Below are 26,226 nucleotides of genomic sequence, written 5' to 3'. Positions count from 1 at the left end.
TAAAAATTCGCAAAATACTGAAGAATAAATTATTAATATGAATAGGTCTATATAAATCACTTAATTTACATTATTTGTATTACACTTTATCAAATTAGTACGCTAATATTTTTTTAAATTGTGACAATAGACTGAATATACAGTAATTAATAAATATAAATAAGGTAACATATTTATTATTTATTTGACTATTTCGATCATTGTTTTTAAATAAAAATGCAAAATGTAACTATTAATTTAGAAATCGATGATAGTTTAGAATTCATTCAATTATCCCGAATTTAAAAATATTCTATCAACTTCTTTTATTCTGTTTATTTGTTTGATATAGTAATAACAGCTATTTAAAAATAGCAAAAATTCAATATTAATAATAGGGGGATTTTCAACATGAAGAAAAACTTTATGTGGTTATCAATCCTTGCTGCTCTTACTTTAGTATTAGGGGCATGTGGCTTTGGCGGAGACAAGTCTAAAGACGATTCTTCAAACGGTTCAGGTGAAAAAGCACTTAACCTTGCAATCGCTTCAGAACCACCAAGCTTGAACCCACAATTAGCAACGGACAATCAATCTGGATCAATTTTAAACGGGATATTCGAAGGTTTAACTCGTGTTAATGATAAAGATCAAGTTGAGAATGCTATGGCTAAAGATATAAAAGTTAGCGATGATAAATTAACTTATACTTTCACTTTACGTGATGCAAAATGGTCAAATGGAGACCCAGTAGTAGCTGGTGATTTCGAATATGCATGGAAATGGGCATTAAACCCTAAAAATGCTTCACAATATTCTTACATCTTATACCCTATCAAAGGTGCAGAAGCTTACAACACTGGTAAAGGTAAAGTTGAAGATGTTGGTATAAAAGTTATCGATGACAAAACATTAGAAGTAAAATTAAACAATCCAACACCTTACTTCTTAAAATTAACTGCATTCTACTCTTACTTCCCAGTTGATAAAAAAGTAGTTGAAGGTAAAAAAGACTGGGCCGCTGATGCTGGTGCAAACTACGTAACAAACGGACCATACGAATTATCTGAATGGAAACACAACGAATCAGTAACTCTTAAAAAATCTAAAAACTATTGGGATAAAAACAATGTAGATCTTGATACAGTCAAAATTTCAATGGTTGAATCTGCTGCTACAGCTGACCGTATGTTCCAAAGTGGTGATCTTGATTTTATCGGTGCTCCATTCCAATCAGTATCACTTGATAAAATTGATACTTATAAGAAAGACAAATCACTACACATTTCAGATTTAGCATCAAGCTATGTTTACAAATTCAACACAAAAGATAAAGTAATGAAAAACGAAAATATTCGTAAAGCACTAACTCTTGCAATTGACCGTCAAGGCTTAATTGATAACATTACAAAAGGTGAACAAAAACCTGCTAATGGTATCGTTCCTAAATCAATCTCTGGTTGGGATACTCAAAAACAATTCTTCAAAGACAACGATGTTGAAGGTGCAAAAGCTGCTCTTAACCAAGGTATGAAAGAATTAGGTATTTCTAAAGCTAGTGATATTAAGATCAAACTTTCTATTAACACTGACGAAGCTCACCAAGCTATCGCTCAATACATCCAAGAAGGATGGCATAAAAACTTAGGTATTGACGTAACAATTGATACTTCTGAATGGCAAGTTTACCTAGACAAAGTGAAAAAATTAGACTACCAAGTCGCTCGAATGGGTTGGACTGGTGACTATAATGATGCAAACACATTCTTAGATACGTATACAACTGCTGCTAACGGTAACAATATGACTGGTTGGGAAAATCCAAAATATACAGACTTAATGGCTAAAGCTACAAAAGAAACTGATGAAGCAAAACGTTTAGAACTTCTTCAAAAAGCTGAACAAGTATTTATGTCTGAATATCCAGTAGCACCAATTTATGATTATACAAATCTATATGTTGCAAAAGATTACGTTAAAAATATGGCTCCTGACCTACTAGGAAACATTAACCTTAAAAATGTTAAAATCGAAAAATAATTCATAACATTTTGTATTACTAGCCTTCTGGTAAGTAATGACAATTAGGGTTGCCAGGCATCACTTCGGTGAGTACTCGGCAACCCATTCTATATTATGAAAGATTGAGGAGGCTATAAGAATGGTTAAGTATATTTTAAAAAGACTTGGATATATACTGATTGCACTATTTGTAATTGTAACTGTTACATTCTTCCTTATGAGAATTGCCCCTGGTAGCCCATTTGCAAGTGAAAAGAGTGTGCCACCTGAAATTCAGCAAGCTCTTGATAAGGAATATGGATTAAATAATCCATGGTATGTTCAATATAAAGACTATTTAATTTCAACTGCAAAATTCGATTTTGGTGAATCAATGAAATACAAAGGTCGTTCTACAAATGATATGATCACTGAAAGTTTTCCAATTTCATTGACTTTGGGTATTGAAGCGATGATTCTTGCAGTTGGTTTCGGTATTTTAATAGGTACTGTATCAGCGCTTTATCACAATAAATTCCCCGATTATTTAGGGACTACATTTGCAGTCCTAGGTATATCTGTTCCATCCTTTATTTTAGCGGGATTATTACAATACTTTGTAGGTCTAAAATGGCAGCTGCTACCTATTAGTGGTTGGAATGGCTTTATGTATAGTATTTTGCCTGCACTTGCAATCGCGATTACACATATGGGTTTTATCGCAAAACTAACTCGTTCAAGTATGCTTGAGCAAAATCATAGTGAATATGTGAAAATGGCACGCGCTAAAGGGATTGGTAAATGGACAACCGTCTTCAAACACACCCTACGAAATGCTCTTCTACCAGTTGTTACTTATCTAGGACCATTAGCTGCCGGCGTTGTTACAGGTAGTTTCATCGTCGAACAAATCTTTGCTATTCCTGGTCTAGGTAAATATTTTGTTACTAGTATTACAAATCGTGACTATACAGTAATTATGGGTACTACAGTATTCTATTCAATTATTCTACTATTCGCGGTATTACTAGTAGATATTCTATATGGACTAATTGATCCACGTATTAAATTGAAAGGAGCGAAAAAATAATGACACAATCTGTAAAGGAAATCCCTAAGATTTCAAATGACAAGTTCAAAATAGTTGGCGGAAATCACGCAGATACAGAAAAACTTTCTGAAAAATCAGTGTCCTTCTGGAAGGAAGTAATGCTTCGCTTCTCTCAAAACAAATTAGCAATTGTAGGTTTGATTATTTTAGCAATCGTTATGCTACTTGCCATTTTCGTTCCTGTATTTTCTCCATATAGCTATCGGGAACAATTAGGTGTATATAATGCTCCTCCATCTGCAAAGCATTGGTTTGGTACAGATGACCTTGGCCGTGATGTATTTGTACGTGTATGGGTAGGGGCTCGAATTTCACTCTTTATCGGTTTAACTGCAGCGGTAATTGATTTAATCATCGGTGTTGCATGGGGTGCAATTTCAGGTTTAGTAGGTGGTCGTATTGATGATATTATGATGCGTATTGCTGATGTATTAACAGCAGTTCCTTATCTATTAGTAGTAATCATCTTACTTGTTGTTCTACAACCAGGATTAATACCAATGATCATTGCACTTTCTATCACAGGATGGGTGAACATGGCTCGTATCGTTCGTGGTGAAGTATTAGCGATTAAAAACCAAGAATACGTACTTGCGGCAAGAACACTAGGTGCCGGTACAAAGCATATAATTTTGAAACATTTGGTACCAAACGCACTGGGTGCAATCTTAGTAACAATGACATTAACAATCCCAAATGCTATTTTCACAGAGTCTTTCTTAAGTTATTTAGGGCTAGGTGTTCCAGCACCAATGGCAAGCTGGGGAACAATGGCATCTGAAGGGAATAACGCTTTAGAAACAGCACCTTGGCGTCTGATTTTCCCTGCAGCATTTATTTCAATCACAATCTTTGCATTTAACGCAGTCGGCGATGGTCTTCGCGATGCATTAGATCCAAAATTACGTAAATAATCAAGTAGAGAAGTAGGTGAGAAAATGAGTGAAACATTATTAGAAGTAAAAGATTTAAAAATTAACTTTAAAACGTATGCAGGTATTGTTCACGCGGTTCGTGGTGTTAGTTTCGACCTTAAACAAGGAGAAACACTTGCCATCGTTGGTGAATCAGGTTCTGGTAAAAGTGTTACAAGTAACGCTTTGATGAAACTCATTCCTCAACCACCAGGCATTTATGATCATGGTCAAATCCTATTCGAAGGACGAGACCTCATTCCTTTATCTGAAAAAGAAATGACGAAAATCCGCGGTAACGATATTGCGATGATTTTCCAAGATCCAATGACTGCTTTAAACCCGACGATGAAAGTTGGGAAGCAAATCATGGAGGTTATTTTAAAACACAACAAAAAAGCTACCCGTGAATCTGCGAAAAAACGTGCAATTGAATTACTTGATGAAGTAGGGATTCCATATCCTGAGCAACGCTTCAAACAATACCCACATGAATTTTCAGGCGGTATGCGCCAACGTGTAGTTATTGCCATCGCACTTGCAGCTAATCCAAAGCTTCTAATTGCGGATGAACCAACAACTGCACTTGACGTAACAATTCAAGCACAAATTATTGAATTGATGAAGGAAATTCAAAGAAAAAGTAATACCTCAATTATTTTCATTACGCATGACCTTGGTGTCGTAGCGAATATTGCAGACCGCGTAGCAGTTATGTATGCTGGACAAATCGTGGAATACGGCACAGTTAATGAGATTTTCTATAATCCAAGACACCCATATACTTGGGGATTACTTGGCTCAATGCCAGATCTTGATAACAGTACAGATGAATTGTTGCGTACAATTCCAGGTTCACCACCAGACCTAATCCATCCACCAAAAGGTGATGCATTCGCACCACGTAATGAGTATGCAATGCAAATTGATTACGAACAAGAACCACCAATGTTTAAAGTAAGTGATACGCACTACGCAAAAACTTGGCTACTACATCCAGATGCACCGGAAGTTCCCGTACCAGAAGCGGTTCAAAAACGAATCGATGGATATTTAGCGAAGGACGGTGCTCAAAATGGCTGAGAAAATTTTAGAAGTTAAAAATTTAAAGCAGCATTTCGGTTCAATCAAAGCTGTAGATGGTATCAGCTTCGATGTTTACAAAGGTGAAACACTTGGATTAGTTGGCGAATCAGGCTGTGGTAAATCTACGACTGGTCGTTCCATTATCCGCCTATATGATATTTCAGACGGTGAGATTAAATTCAAAGGGAAAGATATCCATGGCAAAAAGTCTCGAAAAGAATTAAAAGACTTTAACCGTGAAATGCAAATGATCTTCCAAGATCCATATGCATCACTTAACCCACGTATGACAGCAGGAGAAATCATTGCAGAAGGCTTTGATATTCACGGATTATATAAAAACAAAGCAGAACGTAAAGAGAAGATTGGCTCATTGCTTGAAGCAGTAGGGCTAAACCGAGAACATGCGAGCCGATATGCTCACGAATTCTCGGGTGGTCAACGCCAACGTATAGGTATTGCACGTGCGTTAAGTTTAAATCCAAGTTTTATCATTGCTGATGAACCTATTTCAGCACTTGATGTTTCCATTCAAGCCCAAGTAGTAAACTTGCTGAAAGAGCTACAAAAAAAGCATGGTTTAACCTATTTATTTATCGCACATGACCTTTCAATGGTTAAATATATAAGCGATCGTATCGCTGTAATGCGTCGGGGGAAAATTTTAGAGCTTGGTTCTTCAGAAGATATTTATCAACACCCGGTACATCCTTATACGAAATCTCTACTTTCAGCGATTCCACTACCAGACCCAATTTCTGAAAGCAAGCGTACTCGTATACCTTATGAACATGAAGAAACAGGGGATAATGCTTCAACTCATGAAGTATTCCCAGGACACTTTGTTTATGGCACAGATCAACAAATTGCCAAATGGTATAAATAACAAAGTCTCTTAGTCTTTTAGAAATTAATAAGAGATAGCTTGGTAATTTAAAATATTCAATGCCCCTCATCAATTTTCTTGATGAGGGCTTTTTTTAACTCAAACAAATACTTTAACGCTTTAAAGCGTAAGAAATTTTTGAGAGGTCTCTAGGTTGCTAAATTCACAGAATGTATAAAAATTCATAAAGCGTATTTAAAATCAATACATTATTGATAATAGAATAATATTTATTCATAAATCATTTATATGACATTAATTTTATATAATTTAGGTATTTTAGAAAATTTAGATAATTTGTTTTTTTATATTTTATCCTCTGCTATAGTAATAGGTAGTTACTTTTAGTTAGTAGCTATAAATAATTATTTTAACCAAATAAGGGGGATTATTATGAAGAAAAAGTTTTTATCACTGGTGCTTTTATCAGCTTTAATGCTTGTATTAGCAGCATGTAACTTTGGTGGATCAAAAGATAAAACAGATGATTCATCAAAACCAGCTACAGAAACTAAATCTAAAGATAAAACATTAAATCTAACTATTGCGTCAGAACCACCAAGTATGAATCCGCAACTTGCAAATGATAATATTTCTGGTGCAATTCTTCGCAGTATATTTGAAGGTTTAACTCGTGTTGACAAAGATGGCAAAGTACAAAACGCTGCTGCTGAAGATGTAAAAGTAAGTGACGACAAATTAACTTACACATTTACTTTGCGTGATCAAAAATGGTCAAACGGCGATCAAGTTGTAGCTGGAGACTTTGCTTACGCTTGGAAATGGGCGTTAAACCCTAAAAACGCTTCAGAATACGCTTCAATTCTTTACCCAATCAAAGGTGCTCAAGCTTACAATGAAGGTAAAGGTAAAGAAGATGCTATAGGTATTAAAGTCGTTGATGATAAAACTTTAGAAGTAAAGCTTGAAAATCCAACACCATACTTTTTGGAATTAACTGCCTTCTATACTTACTTGCCAGTTAATGAAAAAGTAGTTAAAGACAATAAAAAGTGGGCTGCTGAAGCAGGCGACACTTACGTAACAAATGGTCCATTTAAATTGGATGAATGGAAACACAGTGATTCTATTACTCTTAAAAAGAGTGATGAATACTGGGATAAAGACAATGTAGCTTTAAATACAATCAACATGAAAATGGTTGAATCTGAAGCAACAGCAAACCGTATGTTCCAAAATGGGGACATCGATTACTTAGGTTCTCCATTCCAAGTTGTTCCACTTGATGCAATGGATGGATACAAAAAAGACGGTACACTTAAAAATAAAGATTACGCTGCAGTATATGAATACAAATTCAATACAAAACGCAAATTTACTAATAACGCGAACATTCGTAAAGCTTTAACGCTTGCAATTAATCGCGAAGGTTTATCAAAAGACATTCTTAAAGGTGGACAGCCAGCAGCGCTTAGCGATGTTCCTGTAGCAATCGCTGGTTTTGAAAATGAAAATAATGGTTTCAAAGATAACGATATCGATGGTGCTAAAAAAGCACTTGAAGCAGGTATGAAAGAATTAGGTATTAAAAAAGCAAGTGATATTAAGATTGGTATTTCGATTAACACAAGTGAAGCTCACCAAGCAATCGCTCAATATATTCAAGAGGGCTGGGTGAAAAACTTAGGAATCGAAGCTAAAATCGATAACTCTGAGTGGCAAGTATATCTTGATAAAGTAGATACGTTTGATTATGATGTAGCTCGTATGGGCTGGATTGCAGATTTCAACGATGCTTACACATTCCTAGAACGATATGATACTGCTAAAAACGGTAACAATGATACTGGTTGGGAAAATTCACAGTACAAATCGCTTATGGAAAAAGCAGTAAAAGAAACTGACGAAGCAAAACGTCTTGCGTACTTAAAAGAAGGTAACAAAATCCTTACTCAAGAATTCCCTGTAGCACCAATCTACTTCTATGTGAACAACTACGTACAAAAAGATTATGTGAAAAACATGGAACCAAACAAATTGGGCGAAATTGACCTTAAATCTGTAGATATTCAAAAATAAAGCTAGCAGCTAGTATTAGCTAATATGTATGTTATTTCTGTTGGAGACAATTGGGTTGCTTATAGTCGAGTCAATCGATTATATAGCAACCTTTTGTTCTTCAAATATTTCACAAAGGAGGATTTTTTATGATCAAATACATCTTAAAAAGATGTGCGTATATTTTCATCGCATTATTTGTAATCGTTTCCATTACATTCTTCTTAATGCGACTTGCCCCTGGTAGCCCATTTGCATCTGAAAAGAATTTCCCCCCAGCTATACAAGAACAGCTGAATGAATCTTACGGCTTAAATAACCCCTGGTATGTGCAATATAAAGATTATTTAGTTTCGACAGCAAAATTTGACTTTGGTGAATCGATGAAATATAAAGGTCGTTCAACAAACGATATGATTAATGAAAGTTTCCCGATTTCCATGACATTAGGTATTGAGGCAATGCTATTAGCTGTCGGATTTGGAGTATTAATCGGAGTTATTGCTGCGCTATACCATAACAAATTCCCAGATTATCTAGCAACAACCTTTGCGGTATTGGGTATTTCAGTACCATCATTTATCTTAGCAGGTTTACTACAATACTTTTTAGGGTTGAAATTACAGTTATTCCCTATAAGTGGATGGGATGGATTTAACTATAGTATTTTACCAGCACTAGCAATTGCTATATCACATATGGGCTTTATCGCAAAACTAACTCGTTCAAGTATGCTTGAGCAAAATCATAGTGAATATGTAAAAATGGCAAGAGCTAAAGGAATTGGTAAATGGACTACTGTGTTCAAGCATACTTTACGAAATGCACTTTTGCCAGTTATTACGTATATAGGGCCACTAGCTGCTGGTGTTGTTACAGGTAGTTTTATTGTAGAGCAAATTTTCGCGATACCTGGTTTAGGTAAATACTTTGTGACAAGTATCACGAATCGAGATTACACAGTCATTATGGGGACAACCGTATTCTACTCAATTATCTTGTTATTTGCAGTATTAATCGTTGATATTTTATATGGATTCATCGATCCGCGAATTAAGCTGAAAGGAGCGAAAAAATCATGACACAGCAGCTGCCAAATATTGAAAAGGATAAATTTAAAATCGTTGGTGGAAATCATGCAGAAACAGATAAACTTGCTGAAAAGTCCGTTTCCTTCTGGAAGGAAGTAATGTACCGTTTTTCGCATAATAAGCTAGCGATTGTTGGGTTGATTATTTTAGTAATCGTGATTTTAATGGCTGTCCTTGTTCCATTGTTATCTCCATACAGTTATCGTGAGCAGCTAGGTGTATATAATAAAGCGCCATCTTTGAAACATTGGTTCGGTACTGATGATCTGGGACGTGATGTATTCGTCCGTGTTTGGTTTGGTGCTCGTATTTCATTATTTATCGGGATTACAGCAGCAGTTATTGATTTAATCATTGGTGTTGCATGGGGTGCAATTTCAGGCTTAGTGGGTGGTCGTCTAGACGATATCATGATGCGTATTGCCGACGTTTTAACAGCTGTTCCATATTTACTTGTTGTAATCATCCTTTTAGTAGTATTACAACCAGGGTTGTTGCCAATGATTATTGCTCTTTCCATTACAGGTTGGGTAAACATGGCACGAATCGTCCGAGGAGAGGTACTTTCAATTAAGAATCAAGAATACGTACTTGCCGCTAGAACACTTGGAGCAGGTACCAAACATATAATTCTAAAGCATCTAGTGCCAAATGCACTTGGCGCGATTTTAGTAACGATGACATTGACAATTCCAAATGCGATTTTCACAGAGGCATTCTTAAGTTATTTAGGGCTAGGAGTTCCAGCACCAATGGCTAGTTGGGGAACAATGGCATCTGAAGGAAACAACGCTTTAGAAACAGCACCTTGGCGATTAATTTTCCCTGCATTATTTATCTCACTGACAATTTTCGCTTTTAATGCAGTAGGTGATGGTCTTCGTGATGCGCTTGATCCAAAATTACGTAAATAGAAAAGGGTGAATAGAATGGGCGAAAAGATAATTGAAGTAAAAGATTTACGAATTAATTTCAAAACTTATGCAGGACTCGTTCATGCTGTTCGCGGCGTTAACTTTTCTTTAGAAAAGGGTCAAACGCTAGCGATCGTTGGTGAATCGGGTTCAGGTAAATCAGTAACGAGTAATGCATTAATGAAGCTCGTACCACAGCCACCAGGAATTTATGCAAGCGGAGAAATATTATTTAATGGCAAGGATCTAATAAAGTGCACAGAAAAAGAGATGACGAAAATCCGAGGAAACGATATTGCGATGATTTTCCAAGATCCAATGACTGCTTTAAACCCAACGATGAAAGTTGGTAAGCAAATCATGGAAGTTATTTTAAAACACAACAAAAAAGCAACACGTGAATTTGCGAAAAAACGTGCAATTGAGTTACTTGTTGAAGTAGGGATTCCATTCCCGGAAAAACGATTCAAACAATACCCTCATGAATTTTCGGGTGGTATGCGTCAACGGGTTGTGATAGCTATTGCACTTGCAGCAGAACCAAAGCTACTCATAGCTGATGAACCTACAACAGCACTAGATGTTACAATTCAAGCTCAAATTTTAGAGTTGATGAAGGATATACAACGTAATAGTGATACATCCATTATTTTCATCACGCATGACCTTGGAGTAGTTGCGAATGTTGCGGATCATGTGGCTGTTATGTACGCTGGACAAATTGTTGAATACGGTACAGTAAATGAAATTTTCTATGATCCAAAGCATCCATATACATGGGGCTTACTAGGTTCAATGCCGGACTTAGATAACAATACTGATGAATTGTTGCGTACAATTCCAGGCTCACCACCAGATCTAATTCATCCTCCAATAGGAGATGCCTTTGCACCACGTAATGAGTTTGCGATGCAAATTGATTATGAAGAAGAGCCACCGATGTTCCAAGTGAGTGAAACACATTTTGCGAAGACATGGCTACTACATCCAGATGCACCAGAAATTCCTGTTCCAGAAGAAGTGCGTAAGCGAATAGACGGCTATCTTGTGAAGGAGGATGCTCGAAATGGCTGAGAAAATATTAGAAGTTAAAAATTTAAAACAGTATTTTGGTTCTATCAAAGCCGTAGATGGTATTAGTTTCGATGTCTTTAAAGGCGAAACACTAGGGCTTGTAGGGGAATCTGGATGTGGAAAATCAACTACTGGGCGATCCATTATTCGCTTATATGACATTACAGATGGCGAAATTATCTTTAAAGGACGTAATGTGCATGATAAAAAGAATCATAAGGATTTAAAATCATTTAATAAGGAAATGCAAATGATTTTCCAGGATCCCTATGCATCTTTAAATCCACGAATGACTGCTGGTGAAATCATTGCAGAAGGTTTCAATATTCATGGCTTATACAAAGACAAAAAAGAACGAAAAGAACGCATTGGCAAATTGCTCGAAGCAGTTGGACTAAACCGTGAGCATATGAATCGCTATGCCCATGAGTTTTCTGGTGGTCAGCGCCAACGTATTGGAATTGCCAGAGCTCTAAGCTTAAATCCAAGCTTTATCATTGCGGATGAGCCAATCTCAGCACTTGACGTTTCTATTCAAGCCCAAGTTGTAAACTTGTTGAAAGAGCTACAAAAGAAACATGGTTTGACCTATTTATTTATCGCACATGACCTTTCAATGGTGAAATATATAAGTGATCGTATAGCGGTAATGCGTGCCGGTAAAATCCTCGAAATTGGTACATCAGAAGATATTTACCGACATCCAATACATCCATATACGAAATCACTATTATCTGCAATTCCACTTCCTGATCCTATTTCAGAAAGTAAGCGTACACGAATTCCCTATAAAGAGGAAGAAGTCGACGGTGAGCAAACGTTGCATGAAGTAGTTGAAGGGCATTTTGTGTATGGTACAGACGATCAAATCACGAAATGGCGAGCAGAGTAATTCGAAAGTGGAAAAATAGTGTAATTTCAAATTCGAAAAATTATAATATACAAAAGAATCTCTTGTCGAATTTTTTTCGGCAGGAGTTTTTTTATTGAATGGGTTGGGAGCCAAAGCTCATGATTATTTTATTTATAAATGAATGTGCATAGAATTCGTATATATCAAAAATCTTAATAATAAAATAATAAGAGAGCCAAAAAAGTTATGTATTTCACAATTGTAAATAAAAAAATAAAAGTTATAGAAAATTCCGTTTTTTTGATTTAAAAGTATGCTACGATATCTTTAATAGCATAAAAAGTAGGTAGGGAGCGAATATACGAATGACAATTTCAACTGTAATATTTGATTTAGATGATACATTATTATGGGATAAAAAAAGCATTGCCACAGCATTTTCATTAACATGTGAGAAAGCTGCTTCCGTTGTTGATATCGATGTCGAGCAATTAGAAGAAGCTGTACGACAAACTGCACGTGATTTATATAGTTCATATCCTACATTTGATTACACACAAATGATTGGAATTAACCCATTTGAAGGATTATGGGGGACATTTGATGATCCTACACCTCAATTTCAAGAGTTGAAAAAGATTGTACCAGACTATCGTAAGGATGCTTGGACTGGAGGTTTAGCAAAGCTTGGTATAAATGATGAGGCGCTTGGAGCTGACCTTGGTGAATACTTTGTAGAAGCTAGAAAACAAAGTCCCTTTGTCTATGAAGAAACTTTTGAAGTCTTGGATACTTTAAAAGGAAAGTATCAGCTCATTTTACTCACTAACGGTGCTCCAAGTTTACAAAATACAAAATTGCAAATTACTCCGGAAATCGTACCTTATTTTGATCATATTATTATTTCAGGAGATTTTGGCGAAGGAAAGCCAGCCGCTTCAATTTTCCAACATGTTTTAGAACTGGCAAAAGTACATGCAGATGAAGCTATTATGGTAGGAGATAATTTAATGACTGATATTCTTGGTTCTTCTCGTGTTCAAATGCGTTCTGCTTGGATTAATCGTGAAGAAAAACAGCCAATTGAAGGAATTACACCTACTTACGAAATACATTCACTTCATGAGCTTGGTAAAGTTTTAGACGATATTAAATAGATAAAATATGAAACTTTAAAAGAAAAAAGTCGTTCATTCATACCGAGGGGAAGGAAATGAAGACTATGAAAAAATTATTGAAAGATCCTATGACTATTGTTGCATGTATTTTAACATTGGCAGTAGTGCTTTATCGATTAAACTGAATTTACAGAGTAGCTAGTTGGCTACTCTTTTTTTATATACGTTAAGGGTTTAGCTATTCAGACAATATACATAAAAAGGAGATTTGAAATTGAAATTATTAATTATTCGACATGGAGAATCACAAGCAGATTTATTGGACGTACATGAAGGGCGTGCAGACTATCCATTAACTGAAACAGGTTTGGATCAAGCAAAGAAAATGGCGAATTATATTTCTGCTCATTTTAATGTGGAATTTATTATAGCGAGCCCATTGCAAAGAGCTCAAAAGACAGCTGAAATTCTTCGGGACAAGTGTAATTGTGAATTGAAAGTAGAACCTGATTTAATGGAATATAATAATGGCGTCTTAGCTGGAATGTCCAGAAAGGAAGCTGCTATAAAATATCCTTATCCAAAAGAAGGAAGAGCGATGCATGTAGCAATTGAAGGCGGGGAATCGGAAATTGATTTTCGTTATCGAGTGGAACGTATTTTAAGTAAGATTCAATCGGGGTATAAAGAAGATGAGTGTATAGCAATTGTTGCTCATGGAGGTACTATAATGAATCTGCTAAACTGTGCGATGAACATATCTTTAGCTAACAGTATCAAGACTTTTACTGACGACACGGGAATCCACTTAATAGAGTTTAAAGAACAAGATATTTTTATTCATTTTCTAAATTCTACAAAACATTTGGATTAATATGATGCACCAATAACGAAGCAGCCTCCGTAAAATGAGGCTGCTTCATGTTATTTATATAGAATAAGCGTTTCAATTATTATAGATTAATTGCTTTTGCTTCAAAGACATTATCTTGAGTTGTTAAAAATTCTACGTTGTCCACTGTATTATCCACAGAAAGCATCATAATAGCATTTCCACCTTGGTTTGAGCGACCAACTTGCATTGTTGCAATGTTGATATCTTTTTCGGCAAGGAGTGTACCAACACGGCCGATTGCTCCTGGTTTGTCGGTATGTTTGATGAAGATTAAGTGACCTTGTGGAACGACGTCAACTACATATTCATCTACTTGAACAATACGAGCACCAAGGCCGTTCAATAGTGTTCCTTTGACTTTATGAGTTTCATTTTTTGTTACAAGTTCAACAGAGATCGAGTTTAAGAATGCTTTCGCAGTTGTAGATTTATGTTCGTTAATTTTGATTGCGTTACGTTCAGCTAAGTAACGAGCATTTACGTTGTTTACGTGATTACCAAGGTTACGAGTAAGTACACCTTTCACAGTGTTGTTTGTTAATGGTCGAACATCGAAACTTGCAAGCTCGCCAGAATAGTAAACGTTGATTTCTTCTACAGCTTCTTCTGTAAGGTTAGAAACGAATGCACCGATTTTATCACCAAGATCGAAGAATGGTTCTACTTTTGCGACCATATCTTTCGGAACTGATGGCATGTTCACAGGATTACGAACTGTTCCGACTTTAAAGTAGCTTAAGATGTCGTTACTTACATCTACGGCTACAGATTCTTGTGCTTCAATAGTAGATGCACCAAGGTGAGGTGTAGCGATTACTTGTGGTAAGTCTAGCAGACGGTTTCCTACGAATGGTTCATCTTCCATTACGTCTAGAGCAGCGCCAGCCACTTTACCTGATTCAATGGCATTGTAAAGAGCTTCTTCGTCAATGATACCGCCACGTGCACAGTTAATAATGCGAACGCCGTCTTTCATCACGTTAAAAACTTCTTCATTAATCATATGACGAGTAGAATCTAGAAGTGGTGTGTGTACTGTGACAAAGTCTGCAACGCGAGCTACATCTTCTACAGTACCAAAATCAACACCTGCTTTTTCAGCTTTTTCAGCAGTTAGAAATGGATCATATGCAATAACATTCATACGATTACCTTTTGCACGATGAGCAACTTCTTGACCAATTCGACCAAAGCCGATTACACCTAAAGTTTTGTTTTTAAGTTCAACTCCGACGAATTTTTTACGATCCCAGCGACCTTCTTTTAAAGATAAGAAAGCATGTGGAATGTGGCGAGCAAGAGACATAATCATCGCAGTTGTATGTTCAGCAGCTGAGTTTGTATTACCATCTGGAGCGTTCACAACGATAATCCCTTTTTCAGTAGCAGCATCAAGATCGATGTTATCAACACCAACACCTGCACGGCCGATTAGTTTTAAGTTATCTGCAGCTTCGATAATTTCACGCGTTACTTTTGTTTGACTGCGTACAAGTAACACATCGAAATCTTTAATAATTGCTTTTAATTCCTCTGGTTGAAGGCCAGTGTTAATCACAATATTCAAATCTAGTTCTTGTTCTTGACGAAGAGGGTAAATACCATCTTCGCTTAGTGGGTCACTGATTAAAATGTTAATAGCCATCTCTACATTCTCTCCTTATTGTGCAACTTTTTCTGTTGTATTTTGTAAGTAAACTTGCTGAGCAGCTGCTATACCAGCACCAAGTTGAATTTCTTTTCCAACTTTTACAAGTGCAATTTCCATAGCTGCTACATATTGAAGGACATCTGTTGGTGCACAGTAGCCCATATGGCCAACACGGAAGATTTTCCCTTTAAGATCTGCTTGACCACCAGCAACTGATAAGTTGAAGTCTGTTTTTAACACTTTTCGGAATGCTTCAGAATCGAAGTCTACTGGTTTAACAGAAGTAACTGTTGGAGACCCATCTTCGTCTGATGCGAATAAAGGAAGATCTAAAGCTTTGAAAGCTGCACGAGTCATATCACGCATTAATTGATGACGAGCATATACATTTTCAAGACCTTCTTGTTCGAAGTTTTCAAGTACTTGTTCTAAACCGAATAATAGTGATAATGCTGGTGTGAAAGGAGTAGTGTCTTTCGCTAAGTTATCACGATATTTTGTAAGATCTAAATAGAAACCTTTTTGGGGATTTGTTTCGATTACTTTCCAAGCACGTTCGCTAGCGGCGATAAAGTTTAAGCCAGCAGGTAGCATAAATGCTTTTTGAGATCCAGTTACAACAACATCAATGCCCCATTCATCCATTTTTGTTTCAACGCCTGCCATGCAAGATACACCATCAATGATGACTAAAGTTTCGTTATTTACCGCGTGAATTGCTTGAGCTAATTCACCAACTGGGTTAAGAACACCTGTTGACGTTTCGCAGTAAGTAGAAAATACGGCTTTGATATCTGGGTTAGCTTTAACATATTCAGCAATTTCAGCTGGTTTTAATGCAGTACCCCATTCTACTTTGTATTCTTCTACGTTAATTTGGTATGCTTCACAGATTTTTGTGAAACGGTTACCGAATACACCTGTAGCAACAACTAACACTTTATCTTCTGGCTTCACAACGTTTACGATTGCAGCTTCAAGACCTGAAGTACCACTGCCTGTTAACATCATGACATCCTCAGTTGTACCAAATACTTTTTTCAGTCTAGGTTTAATATTTTGAATCATCTGACTAGTTTCGTTGCCACGATGCCCGATCATTGGCTTAGCCATTGCACGCTCAACGCTTGGTGGAATTGGTGTTGGTCCTGGAATACGTAATAGTTGGTAATCTTGTAACATGAATAATTGCTCCTCTCGTTTTTGGAAAATTGATTTAGCATAATTGACTAGCTTATTAGAATAAACGAGCCACTTATGCCAAAAATAAAAAGCCTTCCACACCCTTACCGTCGTAAGGGGCGAAAAGCTTGTATGAACAATCGCGGTACCACCCTTGTTTACTGTCCTTTTATAGTGGACAGTCTTTGCTATATGCTTAACGTGCATGGACCGGGTAAACCTACTTTGGAATGTTCAGAATACCTACTCAGAAGTGGAACTTACCGTTGAAATCACTGATTTCCACCTACCATCAGCTCGCTGGGGGATTTTCAAATCGTTAAGCATGTCTTCGTCGTCGTATTTTTTCGTCGTATTAAATTTAATCCAATATTAAAGCCAAAATCATCGAATGTCAACCTTATTTTCGAAATTTCTTAAAATTATTGTTTTGTATGCTAATAAAACATAGTAGAATACGAACTTTTTATAATTCAAATAAAATAAACGTACGTCTTTTTGAGGAGGACAATAATGTCGTTGTAATGTTTATGAAAGCAATTACAAAAGTAGAGCCAATCATAGTTTAAAGTTGGTTTTGAATATTTAAAATAATTAAATTGACGATTAAAATTCAAGCATCAACTTAAGGTGAAAACTCTTAACATTAATATATTGAAATTATTTTAATAATAAAAGATTGTTCGTGATTTGCGATGCCAAAGGGGAATGTTATTCTTATGTAAAAACAAAAATTAAACAGTCAAAATGAAGGTATTTATTATTTGAAATCGAATTTGTTTAGTATGAAAACAGATAATTCAAACATAAGAATGCAAAGGGGTGCTTAAGAATGGGGTTTGAAACGATTACGGTCGAAAGAAATGGTAGATTAGCGATTGTCAGTTTAAATCGACCACAATCAATGAATGCAATGGATGGTGTAATGCTTAATGAATTAGCAAATTGTTTTGAAGCATTACAAAATGAATCGACTATACAGGTACTCATTTTAAAGGGGAGCGGCAAAGTATTTTCTGCTGGAGGAGATATTAAAGCGATGCTCGGTACCGGTGGAGAAGTAAGTTTTGATATTGAAGAGGTCATGGCAAATATTTCACGAATGGTCAAGGCATTATATTCATTGCCTATGGTTACGATTGCAGCAGTTCATGGATCTGCTGCAGGGCTTGGATTTAGTTTAGCATTAGCAACTGATATTATACTTGTAGAAGAAGATAGTAAGATAGCAATGAACTTTATTGGGATTGGCCTTATTCCAGATGGGGCAGGCCATTTCTTTATGAAAGAAAGATTAGGAGTTCCAAAGGCTCAACAAATGATTTGGGCTGGAGAAGTGTTAAATGGATCTGCTGCAAAAAAATTAGGATTAGTAGATGAAGTAGTGGAGAATGGAACAGCAGTCGAACAAGCAGGGCAATTAGCTCAAAAACTACTACATTCACCGCTCGTAGCAATGATTGAAACCAAGAAAATATTACATACTCAAAAACAAGCTGAGCTAAGTAATATTCTAGAAATGGAAGCAGAAACTCAAACAAGAATGCGTAAAACTGTTGATCATTTGGAAGGAATCAAATCATTTGTAGAAAAACGTCCTGCGAACTTTGAAGGTAAATAAAATTGAATTTCGAATGATAAAAAGAGACATCTCTGTCTCTTTTTTTTATAGTTTTATACATGAAATAAAATTAACTTACCACTTGGATTCACTAAGCGATGTGTATTTTCTGATAAACCAAGTTGTTCGATTTTCTCTGCCCCTTGTGATTTAGCTGTTGCCTCATCTGAGAATTCCCATGCTTCATCTCTGATAATTTTTCCAGACTTTTCGAAAGCTGTAAAACGAAATGTTTGCATTAATTTCCACCCCTTATAATGAATATGTATTCAGTATACAAAAATAGCCATCTATTTGTATATAAAAAATTGCTATGAGCGAGCATAAAACGCTATAAATGCTTATAAATTTATGATAAAATAAGAACAAATATTCGTATTAAGAAATGAGGGATTGAATGTCTTCGATTCGATTTTTTCATACAGCTGATTTGCACTTAGATAGTCCTTTTAAAGGAATGTCCGAACTTCCTGAAAACGGATTTGAAAAATTACGAAATAGTACATTTGAAGCTTTTTCAACATTCATTCAAAAAGCGATTGAAGTAAAACCAGATTTCGTTCTTATTGTAGGAGATATTTATGATGGGGAAGAACGAAGCCTTCGAGCACAAAAGATCTTTCAAAATGGTATGGAACAGCTATCTGCACATCAAATTCCTGTCATTATAAGCTACGGTAATCATGACCATCTAAAAGGAAAGTGGACACGCTTTTCTTTACCTGAAAATGTGTTTGTTATGCCAAAAGAAACAACAAAATTGGTACTGAATATTCGAGAAACAGAGGTCAATATATATGGTTTTAGTTATCCAGAACGTCATGTTCCACAATCTATGATTGATACATATCCAATAGCTACTGAACAGAATGCTGTGCATATCGGGATGTTGCATGGAAGTTTGCAAGGTAATACCTCTCATGATGTGTATGCACCTTTTACAATTGAGGAATTACTTTCGAAAAACTACGATTATTGGGCTCTCGGGCATATTCATAAGCGTCAAGTTTTGCATACGGATCCACCCATTATATATCCTGGAAATATTCAAAGTAGACATCGTAAAGAACTGGGCTTAAAAGGATTTTATGATGTAACGATGACAAACTTTGCTGCAGATTGTACTTTTGTGCCAACTTCAGCGATAGTTTATGAAAAGGTTGAAGTAGACTGTGAAAACCTAATTCATGCCAATGAAGTACTACGTGCTTGTGGAGAAGCATTAGGCGATTTTCGTGAGCATTATGGAGCTGGTGTTGTCTGGCTTCAGTTAAAGAATATTGATGAAAAAGGTATGTCACTATTTGAAAATTCGAGTGCTTTAGAATGGCTTGAGGTCATTCGTGAACAAGAGGAAGAAATCGCGCCGTTTATATGGGTTCAAGCTCTTGAAATCGACACTCAAACGATTAATAAATATGAACCAACACTTGCAACTGAATCTGTCATACAAGTGTTAAATGAGTGGAATCAGCAGCAACTGAAAGAGGTTGTTAAAGATTTGTATCAACACCCGAAAGGTAGCCGTTATTTAGAAGAACTAACAAGTGAAGAATTGAATAATCTTGTTTCAGAGGCTAAGCAATTATTTAAGCAATATATGAGTGTGAAAAAAGGATAGGGGGGTGTTGTGTTGATTATTCGGAAGTTGGTAATTTATGGTTTTGGGCAACATGAAGATATAACTGTGGAACTATCAAAAGGAATCAATGTATTTTATGGTCTAAACGAAGTGGGGAAAACGACGATTCAACAATTTATATTGCAAATACTTTTTGGATTCCCGCAGAAAAATCAGCAACAACTTCGTTATGAACCGAAAAAAGGTGGGAAATACGGTGGTCAAATTCATTTAACCGATCAAGAATTTGGGGATTGCACCATTGAGCGTGTAAAAGGAAAGGCCGCAGGTGATGTAACCGTATACCTGTCAAATGGTGAACAAGGCCATGAAGAGTTATTAGCGAAAATATTAAGGGGCTATAATCGTCAAAGTTTTGAAGCCGTTTTCTCTTTTTCAGTACATCAATTACAACAAATCGAAAATCTATCTGAAGAAGAATTAAGTCGTGTTTTACTAGCATCAGGTACTACCGGAGCAGACCAGTTATCAAATGTTAAAGAACAATTGGAAAAAAGGCAGCAAGAGTTATTTAAAAAATCAGGCAAAGTCCCTCTTTTGAATCAACAGATAGCTAGTTTAGTAAAACAAGACCAGCAACTAAAAGAGGAGCGTAAAAAGTTAGATAGCTATGAACCGTCAATGGAAAGAATTAATGAAATTCAAACAATATTAGTACATTTACAAGAACAAGAACAACAACTACAAATTGACATGCATCAGTTAAACGAGTATCGTCAGCTTGCACCATTACTGGATGAAAAACGTAAATTAGAATTGAAAATCTCTTCTATTTCGTATACATCGTTTCCTGCAAATGGCATTAATCGGTATGAACAATTGCAAGATCGAAAGTTAACAAATGAAGCAACATTAAAAAAAGTTCAATATGATTATGAGTTGTTATTGTCTAATTTACGTGCAGAATTTGATGGAAACCGTTTGAATGTATTAAAAGAACTCGTTGATCGTGATGGAGAATGGCGAGAATGGCAAATCCAAATTCGTCAGATAGAAAGAGAAATACAAGCAATACAGCAAGATATGAAAACCCAATTTCAACTTTTAGGTATTATTCATGCAAACGAGCAGCAGGCAGTCATACAAGCAGAAGTTTCTTTACAACAAGAAGATCAGTTTAAGAGACTACTTAAACAACTGGAAGAACAAGAAGAACAGTATCGATTCCAACAACGTACAGCAGACCGATTACAGGAAGAAATTCAATCATTATCATTAAAACTTGATGAGTTATATGAGGGTATGCCTACCGAGAAAGATAAAGAACGTTTGAACGAATGGTATAAAGAAAAAGAAGAAGCACTTGAAGCAAAAGCTATTTTACAACAGCAAAGCGAAAAAGGGCCAGAGCAATTAGCAAAGCTACTAAGTATCATACTAGCAGTGATTTCTATCATTCTTGGTATAACGCAAGAGAAAATGATGGTTTCAATTATAGGAATAGTTGCTGCGATTATTATCTTTTCGTTATTTGGACGTCAAAATAAGAATTCGAAAAACAGAAGCCAACAAGAAAAATATGAAAGAAAAATACAGAGAGCAAGTTCTAAAACGGCTGAAATGGATCGTCTAGAACAATCAATTCGTCAATATGATGATCGAATAGCTTTAGTAGAGGAACAGCTAGAAGATAAAGAAATGGAACAACAACAGGCAGCTAAAGCGTTGAGTAAGCTTAAAATGTATGTGGTGCAAAGTAAAGAACAATTGAATTTATTTTTAGCTAAATTTCAAATTAAAGGAAATCTACAACCAGAATTATTATCGGAGTTATTTAGAAATGTTCGTGAACTTCAGCAATCTAATAGCCGTATGATAACGAAATCAGAACAAAGGACACAACTTCTCATTTTTATCGAAGAACGGTTACAAGAAGCAACAAATGCCTGTAGTATGGCTTGTACACCAGAGAATTTGTCTACTGTTGTACAGCAAGGTTATCAACAGATGTTGGAACAAAAACATGCTATGGATAACTCAATGGTACGAAAGCAACAATTACAACAGCAATTAGAAGAGCTACAGCTACTAGATGATACGTATAATGGTGAACTATTGAAGTTATTAAAAGAAGCTGGTGTCCAAACTTCGGATGCTTATTATGAAGCTGCTGATCAATATGCACAATTTATGAACACAACGCTCGAGATAAGGCAAATCGATGCACAACTTCAAATGTTCGACAATAAAGTGCTCTTGCTTAATTGGACAATCCAGGATGCAAATAATCAATTAAATCAATACAAAGAACAAGAGCTAGAGCTTCAACAACACAAAAATGTTCTTTTAAAAGAGCAAGCAACTCTTCAGGCAAAAACAGAACAACTTTTACAGGATTATCATTATGGGCATGAATTACAAAAATTCGAACAGAAAAAAGCTGCATTAAATGAAAATGCAAAAGAATGGGCGATTACGAAGCTTATTTCATCAGCGATTCAAGAAACTTTGCATCAACTAAAAGAAGAGAAGCTTCCAACAGTATTACTTCAAGCTGAATCTTTCTTTAAAATGTTAACAAATAATCGATATGAAACACTTTATATGAATACAGAAGGAAGATTTGAAGTATTATCAGTAGAGGGAATTCGCTATTCAATTGCAGAATTATCCCAAGCTGCAAAAGAACAGTCTTATATTGCACTTCGCTATGCATTAGCGAATTCATTGAAACAATCTGCGCCATTTCCAATTATTATGGATGATCCATTTGTCCATTTTGATCGTTTACGAATTACTTACATGGTACAATTAATACAAAGTATTGCAGTCGAACATCAAATACTTTATTTTACCTGTCATGAAGATATGCAGGGGCAATGGGATAAAGCAAATATCATCCATGTGGCAGAACTCAAAAATGAAAGGGGATTGACTTCGGTATGAATGGGGTTGCAACATTACAAGCAGGAGCACCAGTCGATCAATATTTACTTATTAAACAAGCGACAAAAGGTGTTACAACTATGGGGAAGCCATTTATGACACTCATTTTACAAGATAAAAGTGGTAGCGTTGAAGCAAAACTTTGGGATACTGGTGAAGAGCAAGAGAAAATGTACCAAGCAGGTGGTATTGTACGCCTTGGTGGAGAAATTCATGATTATCGCGGAAAATTACAATTGCGAATTAAAACAATTCGCCCAGTGAATCAAGATGAGAATATCTCAGTAACAGATTTAGTACAATCTGCTGAAACGCCAAAAGAGGAATTATTCGACCAATTAATGGAGTTTTTCTTCGAAATTGAAAATCCAAATATTTCTCGTCTTACACGATACCTAATAATGGAAAAACAGCAAGCGCTGATGACTTTCCCGGCAGCCACTAAAAATCACCATGATTATGCTTCAGGATTATTAGATCATGTGGTGTCTATGTTAAAGCTTGGAAAGGCGATTGCGGATTTATATCCAACGTTAAACAGAGATTTACTATATGCAGGTATAATCTTACATGATATTGGTAAGGTAGTAGAATTATCAGGCCCAGTTTCAACAAGTTATACAGTAACAGGAAATATGCTTGGGCATATTTCAATTATGGTGACTGAAATTGCTCGAGCAGCAGATGCACTAAATATTGAAGGGGAAGAAGTAATGCTTCTTCAACATATGGTTTTATCTCACCATGGTAAAGAAGAATGGGGCAGTCCAAAAAAACCAATGCTTCAAGAAGCTGAAATGTTACATTATATTGATAATATTGATGCGAAGATGAACACATTAAAACGAGCACTAGGCAAAACACAACCTGGAGAATTCACTGAACGATTATTCCCGCTTGATAATCGCTCGTTCTATAAACCTACAATTGATTAATTTTAAAATAGCCTTCACGCTTAATTGTGAAACGTTGAAGTTGAAGGTGAAAAAACCTCGGACAATAGTTTGTCCGAGGTTTTTTTAGATATATTATTTAGATGGTGTTGCAGTTGAGCCTGTAAATTGAGCTAGAGCATCTTTTAAGTCTTTATCTTCAATTTTCACGTCAGCATCTTTGATCAATTTAGATACTTTAGAAAGTAATTGTGATTGATCAGCTTTTTGAAGTTGTAATTTTTTCTTAATTGCTGCTTTGTTATCTTCATAAGTACCTTTAACTTTAGCATCACGAATATCTTCTACTTTGATGATGTGGTAACCGTATGAAGTTTTTACAGGTTCGCTGATTTCACCTTTTTTAAGTGAATACGCAGCTTTTGTAAATTCAGGGACCATTTTATCTGGACCAAACCAACCTAGTTCACCACCGGCAGCTTGTGAACCTGTGTCAGTTGAATATTTTTTAGCAAGTGTAGCGAAGTCTTCGCCTTTATCTAACTTAGCTTTAATTTCTTTTGCTGTTTTTTCATCAGCAACAAGAATATGGCTAGCTTTTACTTCTTTTTTCATTTCTTCGTAATAAGCTTTCATTTCTGCATCAGATACTTTTACACCGTCAGCTAAAGCAGCTTCTTGTAAAAGATTCAATTTGATGCTACGTTTAAATGATTTTTCAGTCATGTTTTGAGCAGCTAGAGTTTGTTCAAAATTACTACCCATTTGTTCTTTTTGTTTGTTGAATTCAGCGTCAACTTCTTTATCGGATACTTTGTATTTATCGTTCAATACTTTTTCGATAATGATTAGTTGTAATGCTGAATCACCAACTGAGTCTTTCATTTCGTTGTATAGTTGATCTTTTGTGACGTCGCCTACTTTTGAAGTAGCAACTTTTTCGTTTCCAGCGTTGCCGCAAGCAGACAATGCAAGTACAGACGCTGCAAGTGTTAATGATAGAACTGTTTTTTTCATTTTCCTTATCTCTCCCAACTTAAGTCACTTCAACTTATGCAAATGTAACTATAACATACAACGAAAAAAAATGGAAAAGGTTGCAACATAAAGTGCCTATAGATGTTTTTCTTTAGTGCATACGATAGTTAAGAAAGGGGGTGTAAGACATGAGTGGAGGCTATCAAGGCGGTAACTATGGTTCAAACAATAGCTTTGCACTAGTCGTTGTTCTATTCATCTTATTGATCATCGTTGGTGCAGCATTTATGGGTTACAGCAGTTACGGAGGTTGCTAATAAAATGGAAAGACCATTTACCGACTGGTAAATGGTCTTTTTCCTTTTAGTCTTATAGGGCACGAGAAAGCATCATGACCATGAGCAGCCTATTTTATAGAGTAAACATCATTTCTAAGTAAAATGAAATCAATAAAATTGTTATAAGCACATTAATAGTGCGATAAATTTTAGGTTGTTTTTCCTCGGGAATCTCTTTCTGAGCGCATAGAGCGTACGTCATCCGATTTATTTGGAACAGATAGAATACCGAGAATAGGACGACAATGGCAATGATCAAGTCTTTTCCTCCCCTCTATTTTACCCCTATAGCATAACAAAAGAGATCCAGTAATGACAAGTTTGTCATCATTTGCTTGTAACAGGAATAAGGATCTCAAATCCTTTTTCTGTCTCTTCTATTAATGCTTTTTTGGGTGAGCGAATCAAATGTTTTACATAAAGCAAATCTATTAAGCATAATCCACAATGGTATGCTAGCAATATAGAAAAATAGTGTCTAAAAGCCGGAAAAATAATTGCCCCTATAATAAGTATACTGTTCAATATAATAAATGGTACCACTAGAGCTATAATATAGCGTGATTTTAAAATAGGTTCATGAATACGCATAGCTAATACAGGCAATACCTTAAATTGTTTTTCTATAGAAAATCTTAATCTTTTGCGATAACGCATTACCGGCAAAAAATGCAAAAGCTTATGAGCCGGATAGATCATTAAAAACACTAAAACAAATAGTGGGAATAATTGATCAGATACTGGGCTATCTTTATAAGCAGTCATTGAAATATAAAAGAAAGAAAATACCATCATTACAAAGATGGTGGAAAATAAAAAAATACGATCATGGCCGTATTGTTTCTGTACATTAATGGTTTTCCAGCAATGCAACTTTAGCATCTCCAATTTCTAAAATAAAATAAAATCATCGATACATAACGATAAAGCTTTTTGAATGGAAAATCAAGCTTAATTTTTTCTTGAACGAGCCGCCTTTTTCTTTAAAAAAATTGACCTATTAAATTGGATTATTGTATTGAAAGGAAATAGTCATTTTGCACTTTGCATGCCATCAATTTGGTTAAAAAAATTTAACAGTACCTTAACATAGT

The 26,226-nt window shown here is 35.7% G+C and carries 23 protein-coding genes; 17 read left to right on the top strand and 6 right to left on the bottom strand.

Translation table 11 applies throughout. The annotated features are described in order from the left end of the window. The first annotated feature begins 390 nt into the window (after positions 1-390). From Q8X41_RS09265 to Q8X41_RS09210, 12 genes are all read left to right on the top strand, one after another. A complete protein-coding gene (locus Q8X41_RS09265; RefSeq protein WP_397539945.1) occupies positions 391-2,019 on the top strand; it encodes an ABC transporter substrate-binding protein in 1,629 nt (542 codons plus the stop codon). A 121-nt stretch (positions 2,020-2,140) separates the two neighbouring features. Further along, a complete protein-coding gene (locus Q8X41_RS09260; RefSeq protein WP_397539944.1) occupies positions 2,141-3,070 on the top strand; it encodes an ABC transporter permease in 930 nt (309 codons plus the stop codon). After that, entirely contained in the window at positions 3,070-4,005 is a 936-nt protein-coding gene (locus Q8X41_RS09255; protein WP_397539943.1) for an ABC transporter permease, read from the top strand. The genes Q8X41_RS09260 and Q8X41_RS09255 overlap by 1 nt, the downstream gene beginning before the upstream one ends. 24 nt (positions 4,006-4,029) lie before the next feature. Beyond that, a complete protein-coding gene (locus Q8X41_RS09250) occupies positions 4,030-5,088 on the top strand; it encodes an ABC transporter ATP-binding protein (protein ID WP_397539942.1) in 1,059 nt (352 codons plus the stop codon). After that, the gene (locus Q8X41_RS09245; RefSeq protein WP_397539941.1) at positions 5,081-5,977 is read left to right on the top strand and encodes an ABC transporter ATP-binding protein; all 897 of its coding nucleotides are present in this window, start codon (positions 5,081-5,083) and stop codon (positions 5,975-5,977) included. The genes Q8X41_RS09250 and Q8X41_RS09245 overlap by 8 nt, the downstream gene beginning before the upstream one ends. A gap of 393 nt (positions 5,978-6,370) precedes the next feature. Next, entirely contained in the window at positions 6,371-8,017 is a 1,647-nt protein-coding gene (locus tag Q8X41_RS09240) for an ABC transporter substrate-binding protein (RefSeq protein WP_397539940.1), read from the top strand. A 128-nt stretch (positions 8,018-8,145) separates the two neighbouring features. Next, positions 8,146-9,078 (top strand): ABC transporter permease, encoded by a 933-nt coding sequence (locus Q8X41_RS09235; RefSeq protein ID WP_397539939.1) that lies wholly within the window; start codon positions 8,146-8,148, stop codon positions 9,076-9,078. Continuing rightward, complete coding sequence (locus Q8X41_RS09230; protein ID WP_397539938.1) at positions 9,075-10,001, top strand: ABC transporter permease; 927 nt, start codon at positions 9,075-9,077, stop codon at positions 9,999-10,001. The genes Q8X41_RS09235 and Q8X41_RS09230 overlap by 4 nt, the downstream gene beginning before the upstream one ends. Before the next feature lie 15 nt (positions 10,002-10,016). Further along, positions 10,017-11,075 carry an ABC transporter ATP-binding protein gene (locus Q8X41_RS09225; RefSeq protein WP_397539937.1) on the top strand — a complete coding sequence of 353 codons (1,059 nt, stop codon included), beginning with the start codon at positions 10,017-10,019 and terminating at the stop codon, positions 11,073-11,075. Further along, the gene (locus tag Q8X41_RS09220) at positions 11,068-11,967 is read left to right on the top strand and encodes an ABC transporter ATP-binding protein (protein ID WP_397539936.1); all 900 of its coding nucleotides are present in this window, start codon (positions 11,068-11,070) and stop codon (positions 11,965-11,967) included. Before Q8X41_RS09225 ends, Q8X41_RS09220 begins: the two co-directional genes overlap by 8 nt. A gap of 326 nt (positions 11,968-12,293) precedes the next feature. Then, a complete protein-coding gene (locus Q8X41_RS09215) occupies positions 12,294-13,085 on the top strand; it encodes an HAD family hydrolase (RefSeq protein WP_397539935.1) in 792 nt (263 codons plus the stop codon). 235 nt (positions 13,086-13,320) lie between these two features. After that, positions 13,321-13,920 (top strand): histidine phosphatase family protein, encoded by a 600-nt coding sequence (locus tag Q8X41_RS09210; protein ID WP_397539934.1) that lies wholly within the window; start codon positions 13,321-13,323, stop codon positions 13,918-13,920. A 79-nt stretch (positions 13,921-13,999) separates the two neighbouring features. Here Q8X41_RS09210 and serA read toward each other — a convergent pair whose 3' ends face one another. Both serA and Q8X41_RS09200 read right to left on the bottom strand, forming a co-directional pair. Then, on the bottom strand, positions 14,000-15,586 hold the full coding sequence (gene serA, locus Q8X41_RS09205) for a phosphoglycerate dehydrogenase (RefSeq protein WP_397539933.1): 1,587 nt from the start codon (positions 15,584-15,586) through the stop codon (positions 14,000-14,002). Positions 15,587-15,601: 15 nt separating this feature from the next. Further along, a complete protein-coding gene (locus tag Q8X41_RS09200; RefSeq protein ID WP_397539932.1) occupies positions 15,602-16,774 on the bottom strand; it encodes a pyridoxal-phosphate-dependent aminotransferase family protein in 1,173 nt (390 codons plus the stop codon). Positions 16,775-17,606: 832 nt separating this feature from the next. On the opposite strand from Q8X41_RS09200, the gene Q8X41_RS09195 reads away from it, so the two are divergent. Continuing rightward, on the top strand, positions 17,607-18,395 hold the full coding sequence (locus Q8X41_RS09195; RefSeq protein ID WP_397539931.1) for an enoyl-CoA hydratase: 789 nt from the start codon (positions 17,607-17,609) through the stop codon (positions 18,393-18,395). A gap of 53 nt (positions 18,396-18,448) precedes the next feature. On the opposite strand, the gene Q8X41_RS09190 is transcribed toward Q8X41_RS09195, so the two are convergent. Further along, entirely contained in the window at positions 18,449-18,634 is a 186-nt protein-coding gene (locus Q8X41_RS09190) for a YhzD family protein (protein ID WP_397539930.1), read from the bottom strand. 158 nt (positions 18,635-18,792) lie between these two features. Here Q8X41_RS09190 and Q8X41_RS09185 point away from each other — a divergent pair, with 158 nt between their 5' ends. From Q8X41_RS09185 to yhaM, 3 genes are read left to right on the top strand one after another with little or no spacing between them, the layout of a single operon-like run. Beyond that, positions 18,793-20,016: an exonuclease SbcCD subunit D gene (locus Q8X41_RS09185; protein ID WP_397539929.1), complete on the top strand. Its 1,224-nt coding sequence runs from the start codon at positions 18,793-18,795 to the stop codon at positions 20,014-20,016. A gap of 12 nt (positions 20,017-20,028) precedes the next feature. Then, on the top strand, positions 20,029-22,923 hold the full coding sequence (locus tag Q8X41_RS09180) for an AAA family ATPase (protein WP_397539928.1): 2,895 nt from the start codon (positions 20,029-20,031) through the stop codon (positions 22,921-22,923). Continuing rightward, positions 22,920-23,858: a 3'-5' exoribonuclease YhaM gene (gene yhaM / locus Q8X41_RS09175; protein WP_397539927.1), complete on the top strand. Its 939-nt coding sequence runs from the start codon at positions 22,920-22,922 to the stop codon at positions 23,856-23,858. Before Q8X41_RS09180 ends, yhaM begins: the two co-directional genes overlap by 4 nt. Positions 23,859-23,951: 93 nt before the next feature. Here the strand turns inward: yhaM and Q8X41_RS09170 are convergent, their stop codons facing one another. Continuing rightward, positions 23,952-24,833 (bottom strand): peptidylprolyl isomerase, encoded by an 882-nt coding sequence (locus Q8X41_RS09170; RefSeq protein WP_397539926.1) that lies wholly within the window; start codon positions 24,831-24,833, stop codon positions 23,952-23,954. 149 nt (positions 24,834-24,982) lie between these two features. On the opposite strand from Q8X41_RS09170, the gene Q8X41_RS09165 reads away from it, so the two are divergent. Next, positions 24,983-25,111 (top strand): YjcZ family sporulation protein, encoded by a 129-nt coding sequence (locus tag Q8X41_RS09165; RefSeq protein ID WP_397539925.1) that lies wholly within the window; start codon positions 24,983-24,985, stop codon positions 25,109-25,111. 94 nt (positions 25,112-25,205) lie between these two features. Here the strand turns inward: Q8X41_RS09165 and Q8X41_RS09160 are convergent, their stop codons facing one another. Both Q8X41_RS09160 and Q8X41_RS09155 read right to left on the bottom strand, forming a co-directional pair. Then, positions 25,206-25,391 (bottom strand): hypothetical protein, encoded by a 186-nt coding sequence (locus Q8X41_RS09160; RefSeq protein WP_119414565.1) that lies wholly within the window; start codon positions 25,389-25,391, stop codon positions 25,206-25,208. Positions 25,392-25,459: 68 nt separating this feature from the next. Then, positions 25,460-26,005: a DUF3267 domain-containing protein gene (locus tag Q8X41_RS09155; protein ID WP_397539924.1), complete on the bottom strand. Its 546-nt coding sequence runs from the start codon at positions 26,003-26,005 to the stop codon at positions 25,460-25,462. Between the last annotated feature and the right edge of the window lie 221 nt (positions 26,006-26,226).

The sequence above is a fragment of the Rummeliibacillus pycnus genome, from assembly GCF_044359855.1.
Classification (GTDB): Bacteria; Bacillota; Bacilli; order Bacillales_A; family Planococcaceae; genus Rummeliibacillus; species Rummeliibacillus pycnus_A.
Note: the sequence above shows the minus strand (reverse complement) of the source record. Positions and strands in the feature narration are given on the sequence as shown.